The 24485-nt window shown below is 40.3% G+C and carries 21 protein-coding genes and 1 pseudogene; 6 read left to right on the top strand and 16 right to left on the bottom strand.

The features are described 5' to 3' along the window. Window positions 1-59: 59 nt before the first annotated feature. The gene (modA, locus tag CDG76_RS27525) at window positions 60-875 is read left to right on the top strand and encodes a molybdate ABC transporter substrate-binding protein (protein ID WP_094352042.1); all 816 of its coding nucleotides are present in this window, start codon (window positions 60-62) and stop codon (window positions 873-875) included. Between the two features lie 87 nt (window positions 876-962). Beyond that, window positions 963-2783: a molybdate ABC transporter permease subunit gene (modB, locus tag CDG76_RS27520; protein ID WP_094352041.1), complete on the top strand. Its 1821-nt coding sequence runs from the start codon at window positions 963-965 to the stop codon at window positions 2781-2783. Window positions 2784-2964: 181 nt separating this feature from the next. On the opposite strand, the gene CDG76_RS27515 is transcribed toward modB, so the two are convergent. From CDG76_RS27515 to nifH, 6 genes are all read right to left on the bottom strand, one after another. Next, window positions 2965-3327, bottom strand: coding sequence for a hypothetical protein (locus CDG76_RS27515; RefSeq protein ID WP_094352040.1), 363 nt, complete (start codon window positions 3325-3327; stop codon window positions 2965-2967). 125 nt (window positions 3328-3452) lie between these two features. Next, complete coding sequence (locus CDG76_RS27510; RefSeq protein ID WP_094352039.1) at window positions 3453-3821, bottom strand: hypothetical protein; 369 nt, start codon at window positions 3819-3821, stop codon at window positions 3453-3455. An 87-nt stretch (window positions 3822-3908) separates the two neighbouring features. Then, entirely contained in the window at window positions 3909-4889 is a 981-nt protein-coding gene (locus tag CDG76_RS27505) for a type I restriction endonuclease (RefSeq protein ID WP_094352038.1), read from the bottom strand. A 167-nt stretch (window positions 4890-5056) separates the two neighbouring features. Next, a complete protein-coding gene (gene nifN, locus CDG76_RS27500) occupies window positions 5057-6367 on the bottom strand; it encodes a nitrogenase iron-molybdenum cofactor biosynthesis protein NifN (protein WP_094352037.1) in 1311 nt (436 codons plus the stop codon). After that, entirely contained in the window at window positions 6367-7761 is a 1395-nt protein-coding gene (nifE, locus tag CDG76_RS27495) for a nitrogenase iron-molybdenum cofactor biosynthesis protein NifE (protein ID WP_094352036.1), read from the bottom strand. Before nifE ends, nifN begins: the two co-directional genes overlap by 1 nt. Window positions 7762-8142: 381 nt before the next feature. After that, the gene (nifH, locus tag CDG76_RS27490; RefSeq protein WP_094352035.1) at window positions 8143-9099 is read right to left on the bottom strand and encodes a nitrogenase iron protein; all 957 of its coding nucleotides are present in this window, start codon (window positions 9097-9099) and stop codon (window positions 8143-8145) included. On the opposite strand from nifH, the gene CDG76_RS39220 reads away from it, so the two are divergent. Continuing rightward, a complete protein-coding gene (locus CDG76_RS39220; RefSeq protein ID WP_262984368.1) occupies window positions 9098-9229 on the top strand; it encodes a hypothetical protein in 132 nt (43 codons plus the stop codon). The two genes, nifH and CDG76_RS39220, sit on opposite strands and share 2 nt — an antisense overlap. A gap of 388 nt (window positions 9230-9617) precedes the next feature. On the opposite strand, the pseudogene CDG76_RS27485 reads toward CDG76_RS39220, so the two are convergent. After that, a pseudogene (locus CDG76_RS27485) lies at window positions 9618-10752 on the bottom strand (substrate-binding domain-containing protein). 699 nt (window positions 10753-11451) lie between these two features. On the opposite strand from CDG76_RS27485, the gene CDG76_RS27480 reads away from it, so the two are divergent. Continuing rightward, the gene (locus CDG76_RS27480; protein WP_094352034.1) at window positions 11452-11805 is read left to right on the top strand and encodes a hypothetical protein; all 354 of its coding nucleotides are present in this window, start codon (window positions 11452-11454) and stop codon (window positions 11803-11805) included. 304 nt (window positions 11806-12109) lie between these two features. Here the strand turns inward: CDG76_RS27480 and CDG76_RS27475 are convergent, their stop codons facing one another. From CDG76_RS27475 to CDG76_RS27470, 3 genes are all read right to left on the bottom strand, one after another. Beyond that, window positions 12110-14332 (bottom strand): hypothetical protein, encoded by a 2223-nt coding sequence (locus CDG76_RS27475; RefSeq protein WP_094352033.1) that lies wholly within the window; start codon window positions 14330-14332, stop codon window positions 12110-12112. A 230-nt stretch (window positions 14333-14562) separates the two neighbouring features. Further along, the gene (locus CDG76_RS37735) at window positions 14563-14727 is read right to left on the bottom strand and encodes a hypothetical protein (RefSeq protein WP_190240997.1); all 165 of its coding nucleotides are present in this window, start codon (window positions 14725-14727) and stop codon (window positions 14563-14565) included. 163 nt (window positions 14728-14890) lie between these two features. Then, window positions 14891-16075, bottom strand: a complete 1185-nt coding sequence (locus tag CDG76_RS27470) for a hypothetical protein (protein WP_094352032.1) — start codon at window positions 16073-16075, stop codon at window positions 14891-14893. A 522-nt stretch (window positions 16076-16597) separates the two neighbouring features. On the opposite strand from CDG76_RS27470, the gene CDG76_RS27465 reads away from it, so the two are divergent. After that, entirely contained in the window at window positions 16598-17050 is a 453-nt protein-coding gene (locus CDG76_RS27465; RefSeq protein ID WP_094352031.1) for a helix-turn-helix domain-containing protein, read from the top strand. An 85-nt stretch (window positions 17051-17135) separates the two neighbouring features. Here CDG76_RS27465 and CDG76_RS27460 read toward each other — a convergent pair whose 3' ends face one another. The 5 genes from CDG76_RS27460 to CDG76_RS27440 form a co-directional block, all read right to left on the bottom strand. Then, window positions 17136-17642 carry a hypothetical protein gene (locus CDG76_RS27460; RefSeq protein ID WP_094352030.1) on the bottom strand — a complete coding sequence of 169 codons (507 nt, stop codon included), beginning with the start codon at window positions 17640-17642 and terminating at the stop codon, window positions 17136-17138. 271 nt (window positions 17643-17913) lie between these two features. Beyond that, window positions 17914-19179 carry a hypothetical protein gene (locus CDG76_RS27455; protein WP_094352029.1) on the bottom strand — a complete coding sequence of 422 codons (1266 nt, stop codon included), beginning with the start codon at window positions 19177-19179 and terminating at the stop codon, window positions 17914-17916. 270 nt (window positions 19180-19449) lie between these two features. Beyond that, on the bottom strand, window positions 19450-19929 hold the full coding sequence (locus tag CDG76_RS27450; RefSeq protein WP_094352028.1) for a hypothetical protein: 480 nt from the start codon (window positions 19927-19929) through the stop codon (window positions 19450-19452). A gap of 21 nt (window positions 19930-19950) precedes the next feature. Next, a complete protein-coding gene (locus CDG76_RS27445) occupies window positions 19951-20415 on the bottom strand; it encodes a hypothetical protein (protein WP_094352027.1) in 465 nt (154 codons plus the stop codon). Next, window positions 20405-22582: a DNA translocase FtsK gene (locus CDG76_RS27440; RefSeq protein ID WP_094352026.1), complete on the bottom strand. Its 2178-nt coding sequence runs from the start codon at window positions 22580-22582 to the stop codon at window positions 20405-20407. Before CDG76_RS27440 ends, CDG76_RS27445 begins: the two co-directional genes overlap by 11 nt. A gap of 56 nt (window positions 22583-22638) precedes the next feature. Between CDG76_RS27440 and CDG76_RS27435 the strand changes: the two genes are divergently transcribed. Continuing rightward, a complete protein-coding gene (locus CDG76_RS27435; RefSeq protein WP_094352025.1) occupies window positions 22639-23766 on the top strand; it encodes a hypothetical protein in 1128 nt (375 codons plus the stop codon). Here CDG76_RS27435 and CDG76_RS27430 read toward each other — a convergent pair. Next, entirely contained in the window at window positions 23757-24458 is a 702-nt protein-coding gene (locus CDG76_RS27430; RefSeq protein ID WP_223265415.1) for a glycoside hydrolase family 24 protein, read from the bottom strand. The genes CDG76_RS27435 and CDG76_RS27430 overlap by 10 nt on opposite strands. Between the last annotated feature and the right edge of the window lie 27 nt (window positions 24459-24485).

Here is a 24485-nt window from a genome sequence, read left to right as displayed (position 1 = left end):
TAGCTTACTACGTTGGTAAATTATGAATTAATTAAGAAAAAACGCTTGAGAGACTGCAAATGATTAATAAACGCATCTTGACTTTTGTGAGTTGGGTATTTATCTCGTTTTTACTAATCGTCGGCTGTAGTCAAACGACTACACCTAACTCATCCTCAACTGCTAGTCCAGCAGCCCAAACAGCAAATTTGACGATATCAGCAGCTGCTAGCCTCAGAGATGCAATGGACGAAATCAAACCTCTCTACAGTAAGGAAAAACCAAATGTTACTCTGAGCTACAACTTTGGTTCATCGGGCGCTTTGCAACAACAGATTGAACAGGGTGCAGGAGTTGACGTTTTTATCTCAGCTGCAACTAAACAGATAGATGCTTTACAGAAAAAAGGTTTGTTAGTTGATGGGACTCGCAAAGACTTACTGAAAAATCAATTGGTGTTGATAGTACCGCAAAATTCCACAACTGTGGCTGATTTCAAAGACTTAACTTCACCACGCATTAAGAAAATTGCTCTAGGCGAACCTAAAAGTGTCCCCGCTGGACAATATTCTCAACAAGTTTTAACTTCATTAAAAATTCTTGACCAAATTAAAAGCAAAGCCGTCTATGCCAAAGACGTTCGTCAAGCTCTCAATTACGTAGAATCAGGCAATGCTGACGCTGGGATCGTCTACCTCTCAGATGCCAAAAGTACGCCAAAAGTCAAAATTGTAGCAACTGCATCTGAAAAAACCCATTCTCCCATCGTTTATCCCATCGCAGTTCTCAAAAGCAGTAAAAATGTCGATGCCGCTAAGGATTTTGTGCAATTTTTATCGGGCAATCAAGCCAAAGCTGTGTTTGAAAAACAGGGATTTACGGTAGCTGGTAGTTAACACCAGAGAAATTTTGACAAGGCTGGTTGAGGATTCAACGCACTACTCAAACCAGCCCTAATAAGCACCGTTCTTATCCACAAAACTATGCCACTGGATTTATCGCCCCTCTGGATATCACTTAAAACTTCATTACTTGCAACATTCATTACCTTCTTCCTTGGCATTTGGGCTGCCTACTGGATGTTGGGATATCGCGGCAAAGGTAAATCCTTGATTGAGGGTGTCTTTGTTGCTCCTCTGATTTTACCCCCCACAGTTGTCGGCTTTCTACTGCTGCTATTTTTTGGTAAAAATGGCCCCGTAGGTAAACTCATGGAGCCTTTAGACTTCAGTATCGTTTTTACCTGGTATGGTGCAGCGATCGCAGCTACAATTGTTTCCTTCCCATTAATGTATAAAACTGCATTGGGAGCGTTTGAACAGATTGACACTAATCTCTTGCGGGTAGCCAGAACTCTTGGTGCAACGGAAGTGGCAATCTTCTGGCGCATCAGTTTACCTTTAGCATTGCCCGGAATTGTAGCAGCTACAACTCTCGCCTTTGCCCGTGCTTTGGGTGAATTCGGTGCCACGTTGATGCTGGCGGGCAATATCCCAGGACAAACGCAAACGATTCCAATGGCAATATATTTTGCTGTGGAAGCAGGAGCAATGGACGAAGCCTGGTTTTGGGCGATCGCCATTATGGTAATTTCTCTATCTGGAATTATTGCAGTCAGCTATTGGCAGGAAGTTAGAGAAAAGAGGAGACAAGGGGGACAAGGCGGACAAGGCGGACGAGGGGGACAAAGCGGACACGGGAGAGAATCGTTTTCATTGTCTGTACCTGACTCCGCAGTAGGACTATTTGTGGATATTGAAAAACGACTGCCGAGTTTTCATCTCAAGGTTTCTTTTAATACCAATGAGCAACCCTTGGGATTGTTGGGGGGTTCTGGGGCAGGTAAGAGCATGATTTTGCGCTGCATTGCCGGCATAGAAACGCCGACAAGAGGGCGTATAGTCTTAAATGGCAGAGTCCTCTTTGACTCAGAACAACGAATAAATCTGCCAAGCCGCGATCGCCGCATCGGTTTTTTAGTGCAGAACTATGCTCTCTTCCCACACATGAGTGTGGCGCAAAATATTGCTTTCGGCTTACCCAAAGGATTATCTGCTCTTAATATCAGGGCGCTCTTAGAAGAACAGCTAATAGCCATGCAGTTAGAGGGATTAGGCTCACGCTATCCGCACCAATTATCTGGAGGTCAACAACAAAGGGTAGCTTTAGCCAGAGCATTGGCAAGTCAGCCAGAAGCATTGCTACTGGATGAGCCGTTTTCCGCACTCGATACCCACTTGCGTAGTCAACTAGAACAGCAAATGACAGAAACTCTAGCTGATTACCAAGGCGTAACTCTATTTGTTACCCATAATATGGAAGAAGCTTACCAGATTTGCCCTAGCTTATTGGCATTGGAACATGGTTTAGCAGTGCATTATGGCTCCAAATACGATATTTTTGAGCATCCCACCACTGTGGGTGTCGCCCAATTAACCGGGTGCAAGAACTTCTCTCGTGTTATTTTTGAATCATCAAATCAGGTGCAAGCACTTGATTGGGGTTGTAGCCTCCAAGTCATTGAACCCATCAACAGTGAATTATCCCACGTTGGCATTCGCGCTCATCAGCTCATCTTTACCAACGACTCATCACAGGTGAATACCTTTCCCTGTTGGCTAGCACAGACAGTTGAAACACCTCACCGGATGACGTTATTTTTAAAACTACATTCTGCTAGTAATAGTCATCAGGATTACCATCTGCAAGCAGAAGTCTTCAAGGAAAAATGGGCAACCATAAAAGACGAACCTTTTCCTTGGTATGTGCGTTTAGATCCTCTGCGCTTAATTTTGATGGAATAGTGAGCTAAACCATATCTAGGAGAGCATATCTAAAATTTTTATAATTTTTGTGGTCTGGGTCGAAAAGCACACCCTAATTATGCAATTTAAATGTGGAACAGCTGATAAGGGGTAAGCACTAAAAAAAGGGAAATACTACTACCTTCGTTAATACCAAATTTTCGCCTATTCACCTGCTTGACTAGACTTCATCATCTGATGTTTCTTCAATCTCGATTTCCCAAGGTTCTCCTTTATAATCTGGTGAAAAAAGGTGAATTTTGGCTTTATTGGAAAACTGCTTCAGCTTTTTGATGAACTGGGGAATAGCATCGACGATATGCAGATAACTTTCTATGTCATAACAGATAATGAGTAACATCAGAGGACTAGTATTTATCTTGAAATACCAGTGACAATTTGATAGTAAAACTCGCATAATTGGGCCGCAGGCTTGATAAAATCGCCTGCAAGTAGCTTCTTCTAATTGCCTGTAGAATAATTCGTTAAGTATGGGTGCTCCAGTTGGAGGCAAATCATCTGCGGGAAGGGGGGATTTATTCATAGTAAATAACTAGGGATTGGGAATTATTAGTCAAAAAAAAACAATGCTCATGCGTGTTTTAATCACGCCATCTATTCAAAGATGGCGCAACAGGAACTTTTGTAGTTGCACTCAAAGTCGGGAAATCATAGTAAATGTTCTTGTTTTTGTGTTGCAAGCCATTGCAGTTCTAACCACAAACGAGGATCTGTCTGCTTTACCTTCGACATCGGATCTCGTAGTAGATGTGTAGCATTTAGGCAGACAACTTCAACTAATCCTGCATATTCTGCTACTTCTCTGAGTATAGATATTTTGGCTTTGACATCAGCAATCAGATTGTCAGGGCAATAAATAGTGAAGTATGGCAGAAAGTGAACACGAGGTCTTCCCCAATAAGACTCGATGAGTTTAACATGACAGTGTTTTAGCAATTCCTCAACTTGTGGGAAAGAATGAGCAATAACCGTTTGGAATTCTTTGACTAGCTCTTGTTCATACCAACTTGTGTTCATAGTTATAACTTTCATGCTGAAAGTAACAATTGGGAATTTTGAATTGTGATTTAGCTTTTCTACTGATCACTGATAACTAAATATTTACTAGCCTTGGGGCAAAGATTTTTTGGGGTACTGTGTAGTACAAAAAGGTCGGCGAAGCAATTTTTTACTAATGCTGCTTCCGTTCTCCTCAAACACTATCAAGTGCAATACTTGCTCTAGAAAACGCCGTTTGTCAAAAATACCTTGAATCAGCACTTCTAGTTCAGTTGCGCCCTTGGCAGGAAAATCTTCTCCATCAATGGTGCGCCAGGGTAAAAACTCCTGCCAGTCTGAGGTTAATGTACCGATTCGTGCCCGATTTCCATAAGTAACAACTAGGAATGTATTGTAGTCAAACAGCTTTGGTATTTGTTGACAATAGGTCTGAATTCGCTGATAACCTTCTTTGAAAGTCGCCTGTTCATCACTTAGCTGAATCGAGGCAATAACTGCCAAGGGTAAACCGTTGATAAACACAACTACATCAGGACAGTGAGTATAACTCCCCTCAACTATAGTCAAGGGATGAATAGCTAGCCAATCATTGTTTTGTAGATTAGACGTATCAATGAGGCACACAAAGTCATGAACTATTTCTTCGTTATACAGGTATTCAACTTCCACACCATTGGTCAAGAATTTGTGAAAGCGACGATTATTTTCCAGCAAGTCGGAACTCTCTGTAGAAGTAACCTGATAGATAGCTGCGGCGATCACTTCATCAGGTTTTTTCGGGTTAATTTTCTGCAAAGCATTATGGAGGCGCTGATACAAAACCACCTCACTATAACTACTTCGCCCAATCTGATGCTTACCCAAAGCAATATCTGACTCTAATAAAACTGTGTAGCCTATAACCTCAAACCAAGTAAGCAAAGATGGTGCGATGGCTTTGCCCGCCGTAGGTATTGCTTCTCTACGTTTGTGTAGCTGGCTTTTGAGTAGGGATATCGCAGATTGTGTAAGGTCAAAACGGCGACGAATTTTGTTTCTAACACCACTCGCTTTGACAGTTGTTTTTTTTAGCTGTGCTGGATTCATGAAAAAGCTTGTGCCTAATTTATTGGCATTGGTTGGTATATTTTCGATGGAGTATAGGACTTGATACTAACTATCAAAGCTGAACTTGATCGGCAAGATTGTATCTTGTGCTACTAATTACCAATATTATTGGTAATATTGTAATGAACAGTTAGAGTTAGTTCTGTTTAATGCTTAACCTTTATTTCCTGCTCTAAAAACAGGTTGCCAATATCAAATAAAAGTTGCATAGTACCTCGGTAGCCAACTTTGGTAAACTGACCATGATCTAAGCGGTCAAAAATGGGAATCCCTTGACGGTAGAGAGGAATTTTTAAGCGTTGAGCGATCGCTACTCCATGAGAGTTGGTAATTAGCAAATCAGATCCAACCGCTAGTTGCTCAAAGTCTTCCAAATCGCCGATAGTGACGCTAGGAATGGGAAGTTTTTCTAGTAGAGGAAAGCGTGTCGTTGTCACTGCTGAGTGAATCTCAACTCCTAGCGATCGCAAAAAAGAAACTGTTGACCAAAGCAAATCTGGTTCCAGCGCCAAAGACACTCGCTTGCAACCAAAGTAAAAGTGATTTTCCAACATCACATATTGTAACTGACGGCGTTGACGGCGGTATTTCTCCGGTACGCTGACACCACTGATATCCGCCAAAGCTTGCAGGAATTTATCTACTGCTGCTAATCCGGTTAGTTCACCAAATACCTCGTAGGGTATATTGAATCTCTGCTCCAAAATTTGTGCTGCACCGCGCATACTATCACCTAGCGCCAAAGTGAATACAGAACTACCAATTGAGCGCAACTGTGCTGCATTTGTACCATTAGCTGTAATCGCACTAGAAGAATCTTCTATAGAGCCATCTAGTACGCCAGAAAGGTCTGGTACGACAATAGGTACAAGTCCAAAAGAGGTGACAATCTCTTTGATTTCCTGGACATCCCCTGGTGTGAAGGCAGAACTCGCCAAAATAGTGATTTGTGTGGGGTAAGCGTCTTGCTTGGAGCTTTTTTGAGGAATTTCCCTGACTATACTCTCAACTGCACCAGCAAAGCCATCCTGTAATGTACCTTTGAAATCTGGTGTAGAGACAAGCACAATTGGTAAATAATCTAGTTCTGGGTGACGGTGGCGAATCTCCTTAACAAAGCGCCCCATATCATCACCTCTGGTTTCCACCAGTCCAGTGCTACAAAGACCGATAATTTCTGGTTTGGATCTCTGCACCAAAGTCAAGATTGCTTGTTCAACTCTTTCCTCACCACCCAAAATGGTTGCAACTTCGGTCATCGCCGTACTGGAAAGGGGAATCGCCTGACGGAAATGTTGTACTAATACCGCCTTAGTCAAAGCAGTACAGCCTTGAGAACCGTGTAATAAAGGCATCATTCCCTTCAACCCCAAAAAGGCTAAAACTGCACCCACAGTTTGGCTTTGCTTCAGGGGATTAACTGCAACTGATGTACTCGTAACGCTAATAATCGCCATCAAATATCCTCCTCAGAAGAATTTCCTACTGACCACGGGGCTGGCTGGTATACTTGTTCCCACACAGGATTGTAAAAAGCAGCATACAATTCTCGTACAACCTCTAAAATTCCTACATACCCTGCATAGGGATGGTTGCGTTCTTGATTAATATCTAGGAATGGAATTCTAGCTGTAAGAGAAGTGTCTTGATAGCGTTTATCAGCAATTAACATATCAGCAAGATTAGAGTTAATTATCTGTAGGATTTCTTCAGGACTATTTTGCTCTAGAATTATGCCATCTTGACCTAGCAAAGTTTTGACTCTAATTTTATCCTCCTCAGTATTATTCTTAGTAAGAATAGCAATAACTTCCATGCCCAATTTTTTAGCAGCAAAGATAATCAACCAACTCTTGAAACTTCCAATAGAAAGGATAATACGCTTACCTTGCAATCGGGTAATATACAGAGCGAGTTTTTCATCTATTGCAGCAGTTTCTTCTACAATTAACTTTTCTGTCTGTTCCTGCAAATCAGAACCACCTAACTTTGCAGCAATATTCCTTAGACATTGATTGATTGACTCAATACCATAGATAGACTCTTCAATATAGGGAATGCCATATTTTTTCTCCATGCTTTTTGCCATGTTAATTAGTGCTTTAGAGGAGAGCAGCACGTTAAGTTTGGCACGATGGGCATAGCAAACTTCTTTGTAGACAGCATCGCCTGTAATTTTTGCCAAAACTCTGATACCTAATTTCTCCAATAACGGTAGAACATTCCATATTGCACCTGCGATATTATGTTCACCAATTAGGTTGATGTCATAAGGTGTACTAGTGTCTGGTTCAGATGTTCCAACAACGTGTTCTAGCAACGCTTCACCAGCAACACGGTTGCCCAAATTTTGGTTTCCAATAAAGCCAGGACAATGTACAGGGATAGTGGGTATTCCTGTTTTCTCCGTGGCATTTTTGCAAACTCCCTCGATGTCATCTCCAATCAGGGCGGTGATGCAAGTGGAGTAAACAAATACCGCCGTCGGTTTGTAGCGTCTTGCTAATTCTAAAATGCCTTTGTACAGCTTTTTGGCTCCACCGAAGATGATATCGTTCTCATCGATGTCGCTGGTAAAACGTATCTTGTACAGCATCGAACCAGAATAAAGACTGCTGTAACTTCCCCAAATACTGGCAGCACAGCCACTTGGCCCGTGAACTACATGAGCAGCATCAGTTATTGGTACTAGGGTAATCATTGCACTATCAAAAGCGCAACTCCCTTGAGTAGTTCCAGGTTGGGGTAATTGTGTAGAGGACTTTTTTTTATGCAGTTTCTGTTGCTGAGGAGCATCTTCGGAATTTGACTCACTGAATGAATCGTTGATTTTTCCTGGTGTGGGATTCATTTGTTTGGTGACAATAGGTAGAAGTTATTAGGTATTAACTGAATTACCAAAAGATAAAGATAATTTTCATTTATTAACTGTGTATCTAAAGTATGGAATAAAAGGGGATGGAAAAGATGGTTTCTCATCCCCTAAAACATAAACATCAACTAGGTTAGAGAAGGAGAAAACAAAAACACGAACTAGACTATTAAAGTATTAATTTTGCTGTGTACACCTTGGTAGATTGGTGTTAACACGGTGAAGATCAAACACACAGAGTTAAGATCAGCTATTCGATTACCTCCATTTTCAAGGATTGGTCAGAGGGTGGGCCAAAATAGCCCACCTGATATTTACTCTGTATTTAGCACCGGAGTCTGAACAAGAATCTTACTTCTTCTAGCTACCAGAAACTATTTCTACGTTTCCTTTTTTAACTGCTTCTAGCGCTTCGCCTTGAACGTCTTCTAGCTTCTTAGCAGCGTCTGCTTGGCTAATCATTTTTGCAGCATTTTCTTCACTTTCAAGGATACCGAACTCAATCAACAAATCTTCTAGCTCATCCATCTCGATGGGTGTAGGAACTGTAAGATTTGTATTGCCGATAATCTTGTCCGCTAATGTGCGGTATTCATTAGCTTGTTTACTGTCAGGCGCATACTCATTCACCGTCATCCGGCGCAATTCGGCGTGTTGCACAATATTGTCACGCGGGACGAAGTGAATCATGTGGGTATTCAATCTGGCAGCCAGGGTGCTAATCAGTTCGTCTTCCCGGTCAGTTTGACGGCTGTTACAAATCAGCCCACCCAAACGTACACCACCAGTATGAGCATATTTGAGAACGCCACGAGCAATGTTGTTGGCCGCAAACATCGCCATCATTTCACCGGAGGTAACAATGTAGATTTCTTGGGCTTTACCTTCACGAATTGGCATCGCAAAACCACCACACACAACGTCGCCCAATACGTCGTAGGATACGAAATCTACGTCTGAGTAAGCACCGTTTTCTTCAAGGAAGTTGATGGCGGTGATGATACCGCGACCGGCGCAACCTACACCAGGTTCTGGCCCACCAGATTCTACACATCTGATATCCCGGAAGCCAGTGATTACGACTTCTTCGAGTTCAATATCTTCCACAGCGCCCCGTTCAGCAGCTAAGTGCAATACGGTGGTTTGGGCTTTACAGTGCAGAATCAATCGGGTAGAGTCAGCTTTGGGGTCGCAACCCACAATCAAGATGCGTTGACCCTTTTCTGCCATAGAAGCAAGGGTATTTTGGGAGGTAGTAGATTTACCGATACCACCTTTACCGTAGAAAGCAATTTGTCTAATTTTTCCGTCGGACATGATAATTTATCCTGCAATTGTTTGTTTGGTGAGTCTGTCGGTTGATGAGGCGTTGGCATTTTGTGCCTACCGAAGGCGTTGGCACTTTGTGCCTACCGGAGGTACTCGCGCTGTAAAATTACAGCAGTGACCTTATGTAGAACGTCGTTGGAGGTGCTCGTTCTACAGCAAAAAGAGTCCGAAGAAAGAACATATTCAAGTTGTGGTCAGTTTTCGTTGGTCATTAGTCATTGTTTTTTCTGACTAATGGCTAGAGCAATAAGACATCACTCAAGGAATATTGCAAGTATTACCATCCGCTCACTCAAATGATTTCTCTAGCGGTAGTAATACCAATTGGAAAAAAGAAAGCTACAGATTCCAAGCCGGAAACTCAAATTGAAATCCGAATTACGAATTGAGCATTATCAGTTGTTGTAATCACAAAGAAGGTTGCTCATACCTCAAGAGTGGTTGCAGCAGGATTTAAATTTACGCCAAGTTTCCCTAAATCACACAACCAACCATTGCAATCCACTCTAAACAGTCGCTACAACTTCTCCGATTTTGCTGATATCATAACCGCCAAGAATTTCAAATTGGGAGTGAACCATCCGATGTCCCAAAGTACTGAGCAACTGCTGTACTGGTGCTTCTTCTAAATATTCCTTAAGAATCACCAAATCATATCGTGACCGATGTAAAGGGATAAATCCCAGCCCAAAGGCGGTAGCGACAGATGCCGTACTTATACCTGCATCGGCAACTCCTCTGACTACAGCTTGGGCAACATCTTGGTGAGTTTTGAGTATATTGTCAAAGCCCTGAACAGCATCGAACGGTATCTGCTCCTTTTGGAGTGTTTGTTCCAAAAGCATCCGACTACCAGAACCGATTTCGCGGTTAACAATAGTCGCTCCCCCAGCAACTAAGTCGCTAACTGTTCTAATTCCCATTGGGTTCCCTGACTTCNAACAAAAGTCCCTCCTCCCAGACACCAAGGGTAATCAGAACTGCTTCCCTTCCAGCCAGAACATCTCGAACAAAGGGAGTATTATACTCACCAGTCTCAGGATCGTACAGATGCATCCCAGCGATGTGCGCCTCACCTCGGCATAGACTGTGCAATGCAGCCATGCTATTGGCGAAGTTATATTGGACTCGCAGTTGCGGATGCCAGCGTTCGGTGGCTCTTGCCCATAGTGAAATCACAGGGGCACAACCAGCAATCACAACCGTGTTGTGAAGTGTGTCGAGATTATCGTCTAAAAGACGGACTCGAACTTTATTTGTACCTGTTTGACTAGTGCCTTCACCATCAGCCGGAATCATATCTTGGCGAAAAGCATCCTTACCAATCAAGGGATAAGCTATCCATTGTCCTCCCACACGAGCCACACTAACTCGTAGTTGCTGACCATTCGGAACAGGTTTGGCAAGAACGGCTTCAATTTCAGGTAAATCCCGCTCTAACCAGAATAGATCCTCAACTTGACAGCCAAGCGCTTTGGCCAAGCGAAGTGTTATGGCTACTGAGGGAGCATATAGTCCCGACTCTACACCACTAATAGTCTGACGAGTTACACTAGCGATGTTAGCCAAATCTTGTTGGCTCATGCCTAAGCGAGTTCTAATCGACTTCAAGTTATTACGGAGGTCACTATCCTGCTTCATTGGCTTTGTCTCTTGGTTTCAAAAAGCCGTAGCGGATTTAAATATTGCATCTGCCAAGGCGAAAGTCTGGTCTTTGAGTTTATATCATTTCTCTTTGACGAGTTTTTGTGCTTTCGCTGTCTTGATTCCCCATATAAAAAGACTATCACAGAAATTGCCAGTTTGCTTGCGAAGCGCAAATTATTTTTGCGGATGGTTACTTTTTACCTGCTCTTTTGGCTCAAAAGCCCCAAATTCCGATAAACAGAGACATTTATCTAGCAGCAGCTTTCTACCAACTAAATTGGTAGAAAGTAGTATTCAATACAGTTTTAGAGATTAGTTTCAGCTTTGATGCTTGATAGGCGAGTAATGCAAGCCGTAGAAAACATACTACTAACCAATGAGAGTTCTTTGGGGTAAATCTTACCCTGACAAATTAGTGCTGTAGTAGAACAAAAAAACCTACTCAAAGAAGTAGCAGAATACTTGGGGCTAGTCGAGGTTGTTTGGTTAAATGCCAATAATTTGATGCGTGTTCCACTCTCAAATCTCAAATCTCAAGAAAACTTATCCCAGTTGTGGTTAGACTTATTGTCGATTGTCACTCAAGAACAATAATCTAGTAAACCTGATTTTTCTGCAATATTCAATCTGCAAAAAATCAGAAGTACCAATCTTCATCGCAGCTTCGTTATTTTTGAAGCTTGCCAAAACCTTATGAATCAACCATACTTACATCCAGATGATTTGCCTTCACCCCAAACAATCAAGCTGAGTGAAATACTATTCAGACAGCTTGAAGAAGCAACTAAAAAAAGCTTTTTTCTAGCGTGCGATCGCATGACACGTATTTTGTTATCAAGTTGTCATTGGTATTTCCAAATCAATAGTGGCGTTTTGACATTGATCTTGATTTGTAATAATATGGAGAGCTATCGCAATATCATGAAAGCTGTTCCCCAATTTGCCGACCACTTAAAACAGTTTGCCAATAGAGCTAAAATTACTGTCAGTTCTCCAGTTGACAAAGGTATACCGTGGGTACTCAGCATAGATAATGTCTTACCTTAAGGAGACTTACCTAGTATCTGATAGATAAACCAGAATTTATTCTAGGAAAATCATCATTTCATTTGCATCAATCATCAAATAGACTGCTGGTGTGTTGCGTGACTCTACGCTCCAAATTAATAGCAGCCTCTGATGTCATTCACCAATACTATGAGCGCTCTTTTATGTCTCTGGTGAAAAAAAAATGCTCTTATTTCCTTAGATTCTTTAAATTCCTTAAAGGCTATCAACAATGCAGGCACTCTTGTGTCGAAAATATTGGGAAACAATAAAATAATTCACGGTGGCGAAATTTTTAAAGCCATCATGTTTCACCTTCTTGAAACGCTAACTCCAACGAAAATGGTAGGCATCCAGGATTGACAGCCGCCCACTCATTGGCTTCTGTAATTAGAGTTTTGTTACCTGAATCGAGATAAAATTGCATTTTGGCACTCTGCTCCAGTCTTTCCCGTTCCTTACCCCCAATTAAGCATCGTGCAATCAGGCAGTACTCTCTAGCTACACGTTTGGCGTAAGATGCTGCTTGGAGTCGCAACTTAGTCAGATTCTTCAGTTCTGACAAAGCGAGAGTTGTTGCTGAATCGCCTGAAGATGTACTTTGCTCGCTAACTTCGGCTTTTTGTAACGCTTCAGGCAGCACAATTGCAGGTGTAGATGCAGTAGGTGGAATACTGACAGAATTGATTAATAAGTTTTTATTATTGTAATTTTCAACCGTGCTGGGGTTAGAAAGGTATTTAAAATTCTTATCTGAAGTACTTTCATTAAGATTTTCAGCTAATTCTATAATATTTGAAGAAACTAATGAATTATCAGAATTATTGACACCTGAAGTTAAAGACAGATCCTCCGGTTGCAATAAATTCAATTCTTCGGAATTCTTAATTTCCTCAGATTCATCTTGTACCTGTAGTACAAATAATTCTCGTTCAGACTTAGCAACTTCTTCAAAACTTGCGACTGCCAACTGCCCTGTAGGGGCATCGGCAGCCGGAGGTAAACAGTTACAAAAAACCTTCATATAGTAAAAATGACCGTCACTTTGCTTTTGGTAAGGGTTTTCAACACTCTGTTTTGCAAATGAGTTTTCAAAACTATCAAATTGCCCGTCATTACTTGATTGATAAGGGTTTGAGCTATTTTCTGCCCACGGATCTAAGATGTAGCGCGTAGGATGCCACAAATGCAAGTGCTTTTGTAGTGTCTCTTGTGAGATAGTTTTGTGAAAGCGGCGCTTGTACTCAGCACGTATTGCTTTTCCTCGTTCAGTAGCCCCTGCTGGTAAGCCTCTATCCCACTCTATTGCCCTTACTACTATCTGGATGCGTTTTTGGGCTTGTTGGCTGCGTTCCCAGTTCTGTTGCTTACGACGGTCAAATGGGATTACATTGTCTTTGGGTTTATCAATGCTGCTAATGCCTGCTATGGCTTCTGCAAATGTGTTGGCGAATGTACCCAATAGCCGTTCGGGATAACTCTGGTAAGGGCTATACCATTTGTTACAACTTGTGGATTCTACCCAATGCCGCACTCTAGCTTCGATTTCGTGTTGGTGTCGGCAATATTGGCTGTAGCCAGGGGCGTTAATTGCGGTAGTAAGGCAAAATTCGACTAATTTATCACTCTCTAAATCTAAAAAGACGATTCCGTAGCCTACGAAGATTTGTAAGAGGGTGTTTGTTTGTCCTTTTCCTGTCCAGCCTGTGCTGATGATTTCTTCCCAGTTGGCACGCCACTGTACAACGTCAGCAGATTCTTGCTTGCGATATCTCTCCCGTGAAATTTGTTTTTTGGCTTTGTTTGCTACTCGTTTGAGTTTGGCTAAATCTTGCCGACTGGCCGCGCGATCGCAATAGTCGAGGAAGATAGAAACTGAGTCGCTAATTGGTTGTAGGTCATCATTAAGTAAAAATGACCCGCTACCCGGTTGCATGGGGCAACGGATGGCTTTGTAGTTAGTTATTTGTTTGGCACTATATGGTTTGGTGTTGGGGAAAATTTCTAGGTGTCCTTGGCGGAGGATAAAGCCTGCGTTTCTTAAGGTAATCTCTAGGGCGCAGGCTAGGGGAAAGGTGGGTAGGGGGGATGCGAAGCTTAAAATCAGGTGATAGCCGCCACTAAAGCTGGACTGGAGGATGATGATATCGACTATGCCGATGTCCTCTAGCGCTGCTTTGATGCGATTTATAGATTCAATGTTATGGTAGTCGCCTTCTAAGTCTAAATCGATTGTGGCGTAACGAGTTGTGTCGTTAAAGCGCAGACCTACTAGTTTCGACTTGTCCTGGTGCAGGTTCCACAGTTGGGAGGGTTGGAGGTAATAATCGATAGTGCGCCATGCTGGTTTTGTACCTTCTACTAAAGAAGGGGCAACTATCGCCCCAAATGGATGCCAAAAGCGCTCTACGTAGCGTTTACCCACGGATTCGGCGGGCAGGTGGGGTTTGATTTTCTTTTTTGAAGGCTGTGAAAGACTTAATTGGGGCTTGTTATCAAAATCTGCCCCAAAATCTTCTTGGTACATGAGTGACTGTCCTGATGATTTTTGTGCATCAGGTAGCCTCGCTGTTGGTCAAAATGTGTTAGCCTAAATTTGAAATTTTTATGTTTAAGCGGTTGGTTATCCGCTTGTTGGAGACGACTGGTAATCGTCTCATGGTTGAAAGCAAACAAAGGTTTATACTTGTTTAGGCTTAGATATACGTAGGCTTAGGCTAAGATTTAGTCCAACACGCTTCACCAACAACAATGCGACTACCCAACTTTTTTTTGGTTATTATTTAAATGAGGCAGTTCTAGCGAAGTTATCACTAAATCGACAAAAGAGTTTTGGGATAACAATGCAAAGCTAGCAACACCTAAAAGTGTCACCGTATATTGGCTTTTGCTAGTAGAAGTAGTGAAGATGAAATTACTCATACTCCACCACCGAGTTTAAAAACAAAAAACAGTCAAATATCTTGATACGAGTTCAGCACCAAAAAAAGTGAACTCGTACTGTAATCAGTATTGAGATGCTAATCTAGTAAGTAATGTTAAATTGTGGGATAAATTTTCTACTAAATTAGCAGCCCACAGCTACCTATGCAGCACAAATCTTATCCTTTTTTCTATTTGTAGAAACTTCCATTGCTTTCATTTGGGTCTTATAATCTTCCCAAGTTTTTTCAAATACGTCAGACTCATACATCCGCAATAAAACCTCCTCTTTATCAGTTAAATTTGGGAGTTTTAACAACTCCGCCAAAGACACCTGAACTGGGAAAACATCACTAAACTTTTGCATTAAGTGAAATATTCTCTTCCTCTGTGACGCAGATGGTTCATCTTGCAATTCTGCATCAATCTGTCGCGGACGTAGATTCACAATTTCTAGGCTCATATTCACTAAATTCCTCAATCCAAACACAACAAACTCATTAGTTATACCAATAACCCGTCCCACAATTTCCAACTCGGGCCGCAGTCTCTTTTTGAATTGATATACTTGGTCAAGCTGGAAACGCCGAAACGGATTGCGCTCGCCATTCAGCATCCAAGCAATACCATCGCCTATACTACCTATCTCATCTGCCTCCAGAAGGTCTATTACCTGGTAACAGATATCTTGATTGCAAACAAACTTGTATGCTGCATCAATACTCCGGTTAAATTCCATCTCCAGTGCAACAACTGCCTTAAATTTTTCCATTTCTCGTAATTGAGAAATTAATTCAAAAACTTTCTTACCCTTGTGATAACTACCAACACTTATATTTAGATTCTCCGAGACCTCCTGAATCACGGGTTTACCCTTCTTTAATTGAGACTTATTCTCATTTATCGAATGATTCAAATTTGAACACTTCGATTCATTCAAACGACGAGCGCTCTCCCTTTGTCTTTCTTTCGCTTGGGGACGAAGTACGCTCTCCCAGTACTGCCCCTCGTGAAATTTCTGGTAATGAGTCTTCCCGCCTTCGCGATGAAGATTAAAGTCAAGCACTAGTTTCAAATCTTCTTCAGGCGAATCAGACTCGACAAATTCCACTTTCACAGAGGAAATTAAGAGCTTGTGAGCTATCTGCAAGCGACACTTACCTGCCAAGACTACATTGACACCAGTACGTGCAGATACCTTTAAAGATTCAAGAATCCCTTTTTCCGAGATACTTTTTTTTAAAGCCGGACGTTCCTCATTCTCACCATATATTTCTATCAGCTTCGGATGAACAACCAACTCCGCAGGCGAAATATATACGATTGCCGGATTCTGCACCTCAAACATTATTGATACTCCGGATCACAAATTGTCATTCAAAAGATAAGTTCAATTTTGAAAAGTCTAAGTAGAAAGCAGACAAAGCTTAATCAGCACAACTTGTAGCACTTTCATCCGTTGGAAAAAGTGACAAGTTGAAAAAATAATTAATTCTTGTAAATACCAAAGATTAGCTACCAGAAAATCTCTCAAAGAGAATTTTCTCGCGCAGTAACTATTATTCTCAACCCATTGACAACTAATACAACTGAAGAGATATTTAAGGCTCTGATATTGGCACAAAAAGCATCTATCCGAAGAAAGATTTGTAAAACTGTGTAAACTCATGATATGATGGGTCTAGATAACTAAATTGACAAAACAAAATTCCGTCCTGTTCTAGTAACAGGTGGGCTTGTTTTTTTTCTCAAAGCCCTGGTGCAAACAGGGCTTTGAGTGAATCTTTAGGAAAAATGGACTCTACAAAAAAAGTATATCAGGCTTCATTCCATTTGGCAAAATTGTACCGTAAAGAGGGGTAAATTTTAGATGCCTCGTCTTCAGATACTAAATTCTATTGAAAAGCAAGCACTAGAGCACATAGCAGCGACCAGCAGCGATGAAGTTAGCAAAAGAGCGAAAATTCTGCTGGGACTAAACGAAGGCAAAAAATATGTAGCCTTAGCCCAAGAGATTAGCGTAACTGAAAAATCAATAGCAAAGTGGAAAAAAAGATGGACATCAAGTACCATCTTGTCAGAAACCCAGGAGTCGGCGATCGCAAAAGCTAACGAGGTATTAGGTGTCAACGTCGGTAGACCTAAGAAGTGCAAAAGTACAGAGGCGAGCAAAATCGTCGAAATCAGCGAATGGAGCAAGAACCGGAAACCCAGTCGTTCAAAGCACCATTACCATACGCAGGTAGCTGAGGAAGCTACTCGGAGGGGATTACCGACATTATCGCCAAGAAGTATAGGACGCATCTTGGAAGCCCTAACTTAATAGAAGGAATTATCAAGCAAGCACCATCCTATATCAAGGAAGTAGTTTTGAAATCCCAATTTTTACCGAAGCTTTTCATCAAACTCTAAGCAAGCATTTCCACAAACTCGACTACTTGAGCAGAAGTCACTTGTTGTGCGATCAGAAAGTCAACGAGTCCATCGAGTTTTTTACGGTTGTAGACGGTAGAATAGCCTTGAATCTGGCGTTCCTTACAGAACTGTCGCAGCTTCCGCGCGCCTAAACCCAAAAGCTTCTTCCTCTCTTCGGTAACGTCTACTAGCACAAGTTGTCTGGCTTCATCCGCAAACCTAGTTTCAACAAGTGGCGGCGCAGTTTCAATAATCGAAGATTCTGGTTCAGAAAATTCTTTTTCATTAGAAACAGCACCAATCACAGTCAAATCCCCCTGAGTTTCCAAAACTGGCGACTCTTCAGAAATCACCGCAGCGCTATTACTAACTTGAAGTGATACTGATTGAGCAGGGACAAAAATCACGTACAAGATTGGGAAGATAATCAAAAACAACTCGATTGGAAACAAAACATCGTTAACAGATTGCACAAAAGGTGATATTGCAAAAGCAGACATAATGTGATTCCTCCATGAATTACTGATGGGCGGCGTTATAGCGGCTTGCCACCCAGTAGCGGGGGGAAACCCCCGTACTGAGTGAAAGCTTTTATACGTATCCCATCCACCAGTAGGAGGAAGGAGGGTAAATTGCCTTTAAGCAATTAGACAAACCAAGTTTTCCAAAATTTGCAGTTGTTGAATTTTAGAAATTACCAATCCAAGATACAGAAATTGCAAAAATGCGATTTTTCCGACTTGCACCCGCAGCTTTTAGAAACTTCCTTATTCATCCCAGCACTCCAAATTTTTTACTCTTAAGGTAGTTGACGTAACTAACCAAGTTGTAGTTATAGTTGAGTTTTTGGGGAACAAAAGTTGAGTAAGGATGCAGCGCTACACCATCACGGCGAAAGCGGTGACAAGGCGCATATATATCAAAAAAGATAGATATCTCATCACCATCAACCTCGATTTTGGCTATGCCCTTAAGTTCCTTCGTAAACTCCGAAACTCGCCCTGATGCTACGTAGTCAAAGACCACTACATTTCGAGTGCGGAAATACTGAATGTAGGAAAGAAGTCTCGCTTCCGTACCAAGCTCAAGCAGTCTATCAGAATGTTTCAGTAAGATACCGGAATAAGAAAAAGAAAACCTACGATTAGCATATTCATCCCACAAAATAAGGTCGCCGTAAAACTTGCAAATATTCGCCTGATTGGACGATATTTCTCTATTTAAGCTTTCGACAACAGCATCATCCTCAAATGGAAACAACGCCTTACGTTCATCCCATTGCTTATCTGGACAGCAACCATCTTCAAACCATCCGTATGAATGAATGCCACAAACAATATTATTGGCACCATGCAGTAACTTACACCCAGCACACACTTGCAAATAGCAAGAAGTAAATTCTTCGCTATTAACTGCATTAACATAGCGTCGGTGTATATCTAAATGTTCCTCTAAAGCTTCACAAGGTAAAGGCTTATATGAGGAAAAGGTTTGTCCAATTAATCTGTCTGGATCAATTTCATCACAGATTACTGCCAAGTCGTCAATGTGGTGAGAACGTAATTCCTCGTAAAGTACAAATTTTCGATACGGTTCTTCCTCAAATCTGCAAACAACCAAGCCCTTAAAATCAGAATGTCCCTCAAAATTCATCACCGTATAAGTGTAAATAAAAGGCACATCATTAGATTTTTCAAAGCTCTCAGGTTTTGTAAATACAAGCGGTTTTATGTCAGCTATTTTTGCAGGTTCTATGCTATAATTAGTTTCCTCCGATTCTTCAACAATACTTAAGAAAGCACCGCCCAAGGAAGCAAAAATAATTCCGGTAAAGCCCAATACAATAGCACCAATGCCGGTAGAGGCAATTTGTTCGGAGCGTTCTTTCTCAACAATTGGGAATCCGCCCCTAGCTAAGTACAATAAACCCAAACCAGAAAAAGTTGCTATAGCGCCCAAACCAATAGCAGTCAAAGACACCATTCCAAAAGCAACATTAAAGTTCCTCAAGCAATTAAATGCAAACTTCTTCAACATAATTCATCCCTCCAAAATGCAGGTTACAAGGTTTTTAATTACTCTTGCCCCGGCACGAATTGGGATTTGCTGAGAACTACACCACTAACCTACTCCTTACTCTATTAACAATTCCAAAACTATTTAATAGATTTGTCCTGGTTAATTTTCAGTATCGGCAATAGTTTCATCCTCAATAGTGATAGCAAGAGTCGAACTTGCTTTATTGCTTAAACCAACATTCCACCCGGAGCGGATATCACCAAAAAACGATATCTAAAAGCCATATATCTACTGTCCAAAAGTCCAAGTATTAGTTTCGTTCAATTCCAATTTTTCAAAATAGTTAGCAAAACCTGGAAAGTGAAAATATTCTAAGGGCATCCGAGATATTAATAGTAAAGAAAAATTTTCTAGTTGAGCTAACTGTTGTAATCGAAATAAGTCGTTGCTAAAAGTATCGCTAACAAAGTGTAATCTATCAAAATTATCTATCACCAGCAGCCTATTATAACCATCAGATAATTTGCTTATGATATTTTGCCAATCTTGCTGGTAGTAAAAACTGAAGCTCATAGGAATAACGTTGAATAGATGATCCCCACTAAAAGGATATTCAAGATTGAGGTAAACAGACTCTAAGTTAATATCCTTGAGTAAACAGTTTTTAACAGTAAGAGTCTTACCAATATTTGGCTTGCCCCATAGGTTAATATTCTTGCCTGCATTTACCTGATCGATTAACTGACGGTAGTCTTTATAACGTAACATCACTATTATCCTTTAGATAAACTACAATTGCTTTGAAATTAAATGTGTGATTTTTTGATTGTATTTTTCTAAACTGTGTCTGGAGAATTGGTTAGATACAATAAAGTTCTCTAATAAAAAATCAGGTGATTGTGAAAGTCTTAACAGCACACCATCATCACCACTACTGCGATGATAGTAATGAACAACGGGTGATTGGATAACTGTCAGGTTATCGTTACGAATTGCTCGCCCTGTAACTAGCCCATCCATAATAAATTTAGCGGCAGCAGCTACATTATCACTATCTCGTGCAAAATTTTTGAGATACCAATGGAACTCAATCCACACTGTACTATCCAAACAAAATTCACATTCTCTAACAAATTCACCAATTAAGTTTGTCCAGTACTTCTTAAGTTCAGCACTAGCTTGCCAACTTGACCGTGCCTGGTTAATAATTTCGTTCATACAAGGAGGTAAAGGCATGGTTAGTTCAAATATCATCTTCACCGCCACCTTTAAAGTTATTTAAAAATTCTTCGACAACGTTTCTAAATTTCTTGTACGACCTACCATCTTGACGGGATAAATTGAATACTGCTTTGACAATTTCATCAAGTTGATAACCCTTTTGATACAAATTCATAATTGAGTTTCTTGCTTCTTCGTCAAGCTGCACCTTAAAACTAAAACTACCCTCAAAATCAGTCTTAGACTGCTTAGTTTTAGTAGCAGTAGTGGCTTTATATTTACCATTATTATTATTACTACTCTTGCCATACAGACTAGCGACAAATTCATCAAAATCTAACCCAGATTTCCATGCTGTATAAGGATCGTTCTGGTTTTTTGCTTCCAAGAGTAATTGCTGGAAGTATTCAGGGTCTTCATCGTCAGCAACATATAAAGCTTGGAGTCGTAAAACTTCAGTCGTCTTGTACAAAAAATCTCCGTATCCCAGTAAATAAACCGCACGCTTGTCTTTATCGTCCCCAAGGATAATACAACTGTCTTCAGGGCGAGTCGTAACAAAGGCTGTCTTTGCCGGAAAGTTTGACCGAATCAACGGATCAATCACGTTTTTATCAGGCCGTTGCGTGTACAGTAGTACGTGAATTCCTGCACCACCCGCTTTTGCAAGCAACTTCATCAACGCAGTCTCAATGCGATCGCAGTAATTATCATCGGAAAGTAGATCAAAACACTCGTCAATTAGACAAATCACTCGCGGCATGACAAAATTAGGTGCAAACCGCAAGTTGTACTGTGCGATCGTTTCAATACTGCTGTGGCGCTCAAATTCCTGGTAACGCAATTCCATTTCTTCTACCAAGTAATCAAGCAAGTTAGCGGTAGACTCTGCATTACGCGCAACTGGGGCAACAAGATGGGGTAGCCCATCAAATTTACCAAAGGTCACGCGCTTAACATCCGAAAGCGCTAATCGAACAACAGAAGGTGGATACTGCCGCACTAAATATAAGATTGCTGCTTTCTCAAATTGCGACTTCCCACCCCGCGTCCGCCCACCACCCAAGATATGGGTTACGTTGTCGCTATAAAGTGGAATTTCGACATAGGTGCCATCTACATCAACACCACCGGGAATAGATACAGAATGAATGTCAAGTTCACTGTCAAAAGTAAAATAATCGCGGAAATAAGCAAATTGTCTATCTAATCGGGGTATGTCAAATACAACTCCTCCAGGCACTACACTCACCATTGGTGCAAATTTCAAGCCTAACTCTTCACCAAGCTGCTGTACTAAGTCATTACCAATGTCTTCTACTTTCTTGTAACTAACACCCCGTCCCAGTTTTACCCTAATACGGTTAAAAGTAGGGCCATTTTTGGCATCAACATACTTAGCATTAATATTAAAATCCTCTAACGTATCAACTAATAACTTCCCTGCCTGTAACATAGTTAAATTTTGTGAAGTACCAATCTCATTTGCACCAGTATTTCTATCTAAATATTTAGGCTCTTTTAAAATAATTGAGCCATCACCTGTAAGTTTTAAATCTAATGGCTTACCTGTGGCACGCGCAACAAGCACTGCCGTTCGGTAACAATAGTTTTTAATGCATTTATCTCTAGATTTACTAGCTAAATCAGTAAAATAACTAGTTTCTTTATTGCTCAAAAATAAATTATAAAGATTTTCCTGAACTACTTCATATCCAATCTGCTTAAGATGAATATTTTTGATTGATTCAATGTATTCAAATAAAGATTCAATTAGTGATATGTTAACTATCTCAATCATCTTATGATCTACGTTATTTTGCTCCCACTGTGATGGCATCCGATTGAGATGAATATATTCAAGTGTATAACGTGCAAACTCGTACTGGTTTAAAGTACAGTGTTCTGCACATATTGATAATATTTCTTCATCATTTGTACCTGCAATTACTGATTCGTATATTAACTGAAATAAAAATTCTAAATTAAATTCTATAACAGGACGTGATAATTTTGCTCTAAAATCAATCTGTTGTAGAATAGTTTCAGCATAAGAGACCATTGGGGAAGGTAAAGTCTCCCGTACATTATCTATAATCTCTTCATTGCCCAAACCATCTTGTTTTGCCTGCACAATTGCAGTCAAAAGCTGTTGTTTTTGAAATTCAGTATTGTTGTTATCAGTATACAGTTCTAACATTGTTTTTTTCAATTATTAGAATGATAAAATTGAGTTAATGACTAAAAAAATTGACTATGAAAAATTGGAATATATGGAATGCAGAAGAAGAACAACTTCTTGCCAAATTAGTTACAAAATGCTCAAATATTGATAAAATACATCAGGAATATTTCCCATATAGAAGTAGACAATCAGTAAAAGGAAAACTGAGGTTACTAGGATTAACACTTGAACCACAATGGACTGTCGAGGAAGAAGAAATATTACACCAACTTTACTCTGAGCTATCACCAAAGTTGATACAATCTCAGTTCATGCCTCATAGAACTCTTCCCGCAATTCACGCTAAAGCACAAAGACTTAACCTAAAACAACGCCATAGATGGACAAAAGATGAAATACAATACCTCAAAGATAACTATTTAACTGAAACTTATGAGGTCATAGGAAAAAAATTAGGTAGAGACGAAGCAGGGGTAAGAGCCAAAGCTCAAGCAATGAAATTAAGAAAACTTGAGTCATATACAGTTAATCATAATTATTTTAGCACTCCAAGTTTAGAAAATTGCTATTGGGCAGGATTTTTAGCAGCTGATGGATGCATAAATTATTCAAGTCATGGTTATATTTTAGAGGTAGGACTACACGAACAAGATTTAGAGCATTTAAAAACATTAAAGGATTTACTTGAATGTAATCGTCAAATAGCCGAAATGCATAACTCTAATCAAAAACATCAATATCCATTTGGAAAAACCTACACTAATGGTAAAGCCTTTAGATTGAGAATAAATAGTAAACAAATATGTGATGATTTAATTGGCAGATTTAATATTACACCAAATAAATCTTTGACTCTTAAACCTCCTGATTTAGATAATGAGCAATTGATAAAAGCATTCATTATCGGATTAATAGATGGGGATGGGGGAGTAAATTTATTCAAAGTCAAAGGAAAAGTTAATAGCATAGAAATAGACCTCACAGGAACAATAGAAGTACTGAATTGGGTAAAATACTGGTTTGATATTTGGGTTCCTAATAATCACTACAAATGTGCTAAACCCAAACAAAGCATGAATTCAAAAGCTTATCGATATCATGTAGCAGGGAAACGAGGAATAGAATTATGGAAAATACTATCCCAAGTTAATGTACCTAAGTTAAAACGTAAATGGCACAAACCTTTACCCTATTTTTGACCTCCATAAACTACCAACATTTTTTGATAATAATTACGTAACTCTTTTAAAGTTCGTGGGTTTTGATTGTACGAGTTGCAAATAAGACTGGCCCATACCCTACCTACTTTACATACAGCAGTATCAAACCTTCCTGCTTCAATGTCGCTTAAAGCATTATTACGACGAATATATTCAATTGCCATCTTGTCCTGAGAAGCTGGGCTAAAATTCTTTAAGTTTAACTTTGGCTGAAGGTCATACCAACTTTTATCCAACATTTGATAAGCACCAGCCGCAGTTGAACAAACATTTTTGCCATTAATAGGAGCGCACTGTTTCTTTAACGGGTGTGTAGAAAAATTATTAAAAGTTCCGTTAAATACTAACTTGCGATAACTTTCTGGCTCACTGGTTCCTGTTTCTGCCCAACGAATTGTTGCTAAAAAAGCACTCAACCGTGGTGAATAAGGATGTGGTGAGTAAAAACCTGTACTAACTCTTCCTCTTAAAGTATTTAATGATGCTGAAGAAACACCAGTACTTTGAGAAATTGAAAAATAAATGCCCAAAGTAATTAAGGAAGCAGTTGACAGATGAATGGGTTGAAAACGTAATATAAATTGACGGCGAGTATTCTGCATTAACTCAACTAAACTACCAACAATAAACCCAAATTGCCAACTATCAATTGCCTTACCAGAACTATGCATATAACATGATGGCAACTGACATGGCAG

The sequence above is a fragment of the Nostoc sp. 'Peltigera membranacea cyanobiont' 210A genome (assembly GCF_002246015.1).
In the GTDB taxonomy this organism is placed as follows: domain Bacteria; phylum Cyanobacteriota; class Cyanobacteriia; order Cyanobacteriales; family Nostocaceae; genus Nostoc.
Note: the sequence above shows the minus strand (reverse complement) of the source record. Positions and strands in the feature narration are given on the sequence as shown.

Excerpts from the sequence above, each read along its gene's own strand:
- nifN (WP_094352037.1), bottom strand. The coding sequence starts at position 6,367 with ATGGCGATTATTAGCGTTACGAGTACATCAGTTGCAGTTAATCCCCTG.
- CDG76_RS27455 (WP_094352029.1), bottom strand. The coding sequence starts at position 19,179 with ATGTTGAAGAAGTTTGCATTTAATTGCTTGAGGAACTTTAATGTTGCT.
- modA (WP_094352042.1), top strand. The coding sequence starts at position 60 with ATGATTAATAAACGCATCTTGACTTTTGTGAGTTGGGTATTTATCTCG.
- CDG76_RS39220 (WP_262984368.1), top strand. The coding sequence starts at position 9,098 with ATGATAATTTATCCTGCAATTGTTTGTTTGGTGAGTCTGTCGGTTGAT.
- CDG76_RS27465 (WP_094352031.1), top strand. The coding sequence starts at position 16,598 with ATGCCTCGTCTTCAGATACTAAATTCTATTGAAAAGCAAGCACTAGAG.
- CDG76_RS27445 (WP_094352027.1), bottom strand. The coding sequence starts at position 20,415 with ATGATATTTGAACTAACCATGCCTTTACCTCCTTGTATGAACGAAATT.
- CDG76_RS27480 (WP_094352034.1), top strand. The coding sequence starts at position 11,452 with ATGAATCAACCATACTTACATCCAGATGATTTGCCTTCACCCCAAACA.
- CDG76_RS27460 (WP_094352030.1), bottom strand. The coding sequence starts at position 17,642 with ATGTCTGCTTTTGCAATATCACCTTTTGTGCAATCTGTTAACGATGTT.
- CDG76_RS27515 (WP_094352040.1), bottom strand. The coding sequence starts at position 3,327 with ATGAATAAATCCCCCCTTCCCGCAGATGATTTGCCTCCAACTGGAGCA.
- CDG76_RS27440 (WP_094352026.1), bottom strand. The coding sequence starts at position 22,582 with ATGTTAGAACTGTATACTGATAACAACAATACTGAATTTCAAAAACAA.
- CDG76_RS27505 (WP_094352038.1), bottom strand. The coding sequence starts at position 4,889 with ATGAATCCAGCACAGCTAAAAAAAACAACTGTCAAAGCGAGTGGTGTT.
- CDG76_RS27450 (WP_094352028.1), bottom strand. The coding sequence starts at position 19,929 with ATGTTACGTTATAAAGACTACCGTCAGTTAATCGATCAGGTAAATGCA.
- CDG76_RS37735 (WP_190240997.1), bottom strand. The coding sequence starts at position 14,727 with ATGAGTAATTTCATCTTCACTACTTCTACTAGCAAAAGCCAATATACG.
- modB (WP_094352041.1), top strand. The coding sequence starts at position 963 with ATGCCACTGGATTTATCGCCCCTCTGGATATCACTTAAAACTTCATTA.
- CDG76_RS27435 (WP_094352025.1), top strand. The coding sequence starts at position 22,639 with ATGAAAAATTGGAATATATGGAATGCAGAAGAAGAACAACTTCTTGCC.
- CDG76_RS27475 (WP_094352033.1), bottom strand. The coding sequence starts at position 14,332 with ATGTACCAAGAAGATTTTGGGGCAGATTTTGATAACAAGCCCCAATTA.
- CDG76_RS27430 (WP_223265415.1), bottom strand. The coding sequence starts at position 24,458 with ATGCATAGTTCTGGTAAGGCAATTGATAGTTGGCAATTTGGGTTTATT.
- nifE (WP_094352036.1), bottom strand. The coding sequence starts at position 7,761 with ATGAATCCCACACCAGGAAAAATCAACGATTCATTCAGTGAGTCAAAT.
- CDG76_RS27510 (WP_094352039.1), bottom strand. The coding sequence starts at position 3,821 with ATGAACACAAGTTGGTATGAACAAGAGCTAGTCAAAGAATTCCAAACG.
- CDG76_RS27470 (WP_094352032.1), bottom strand. The coding sequence starts at position 16,075 with ATGTTTGAGGTGCAGAATCCGGCAATCGTATATATTTCGCCTGCGGAG.
- nifH (WP_094352035.1), bottom strand. The coding sequence starts at position 9,099 with ATGTCCGACGGAAAAATTAGACAAATTGCTTTCTACGGTAAAGGTGGT.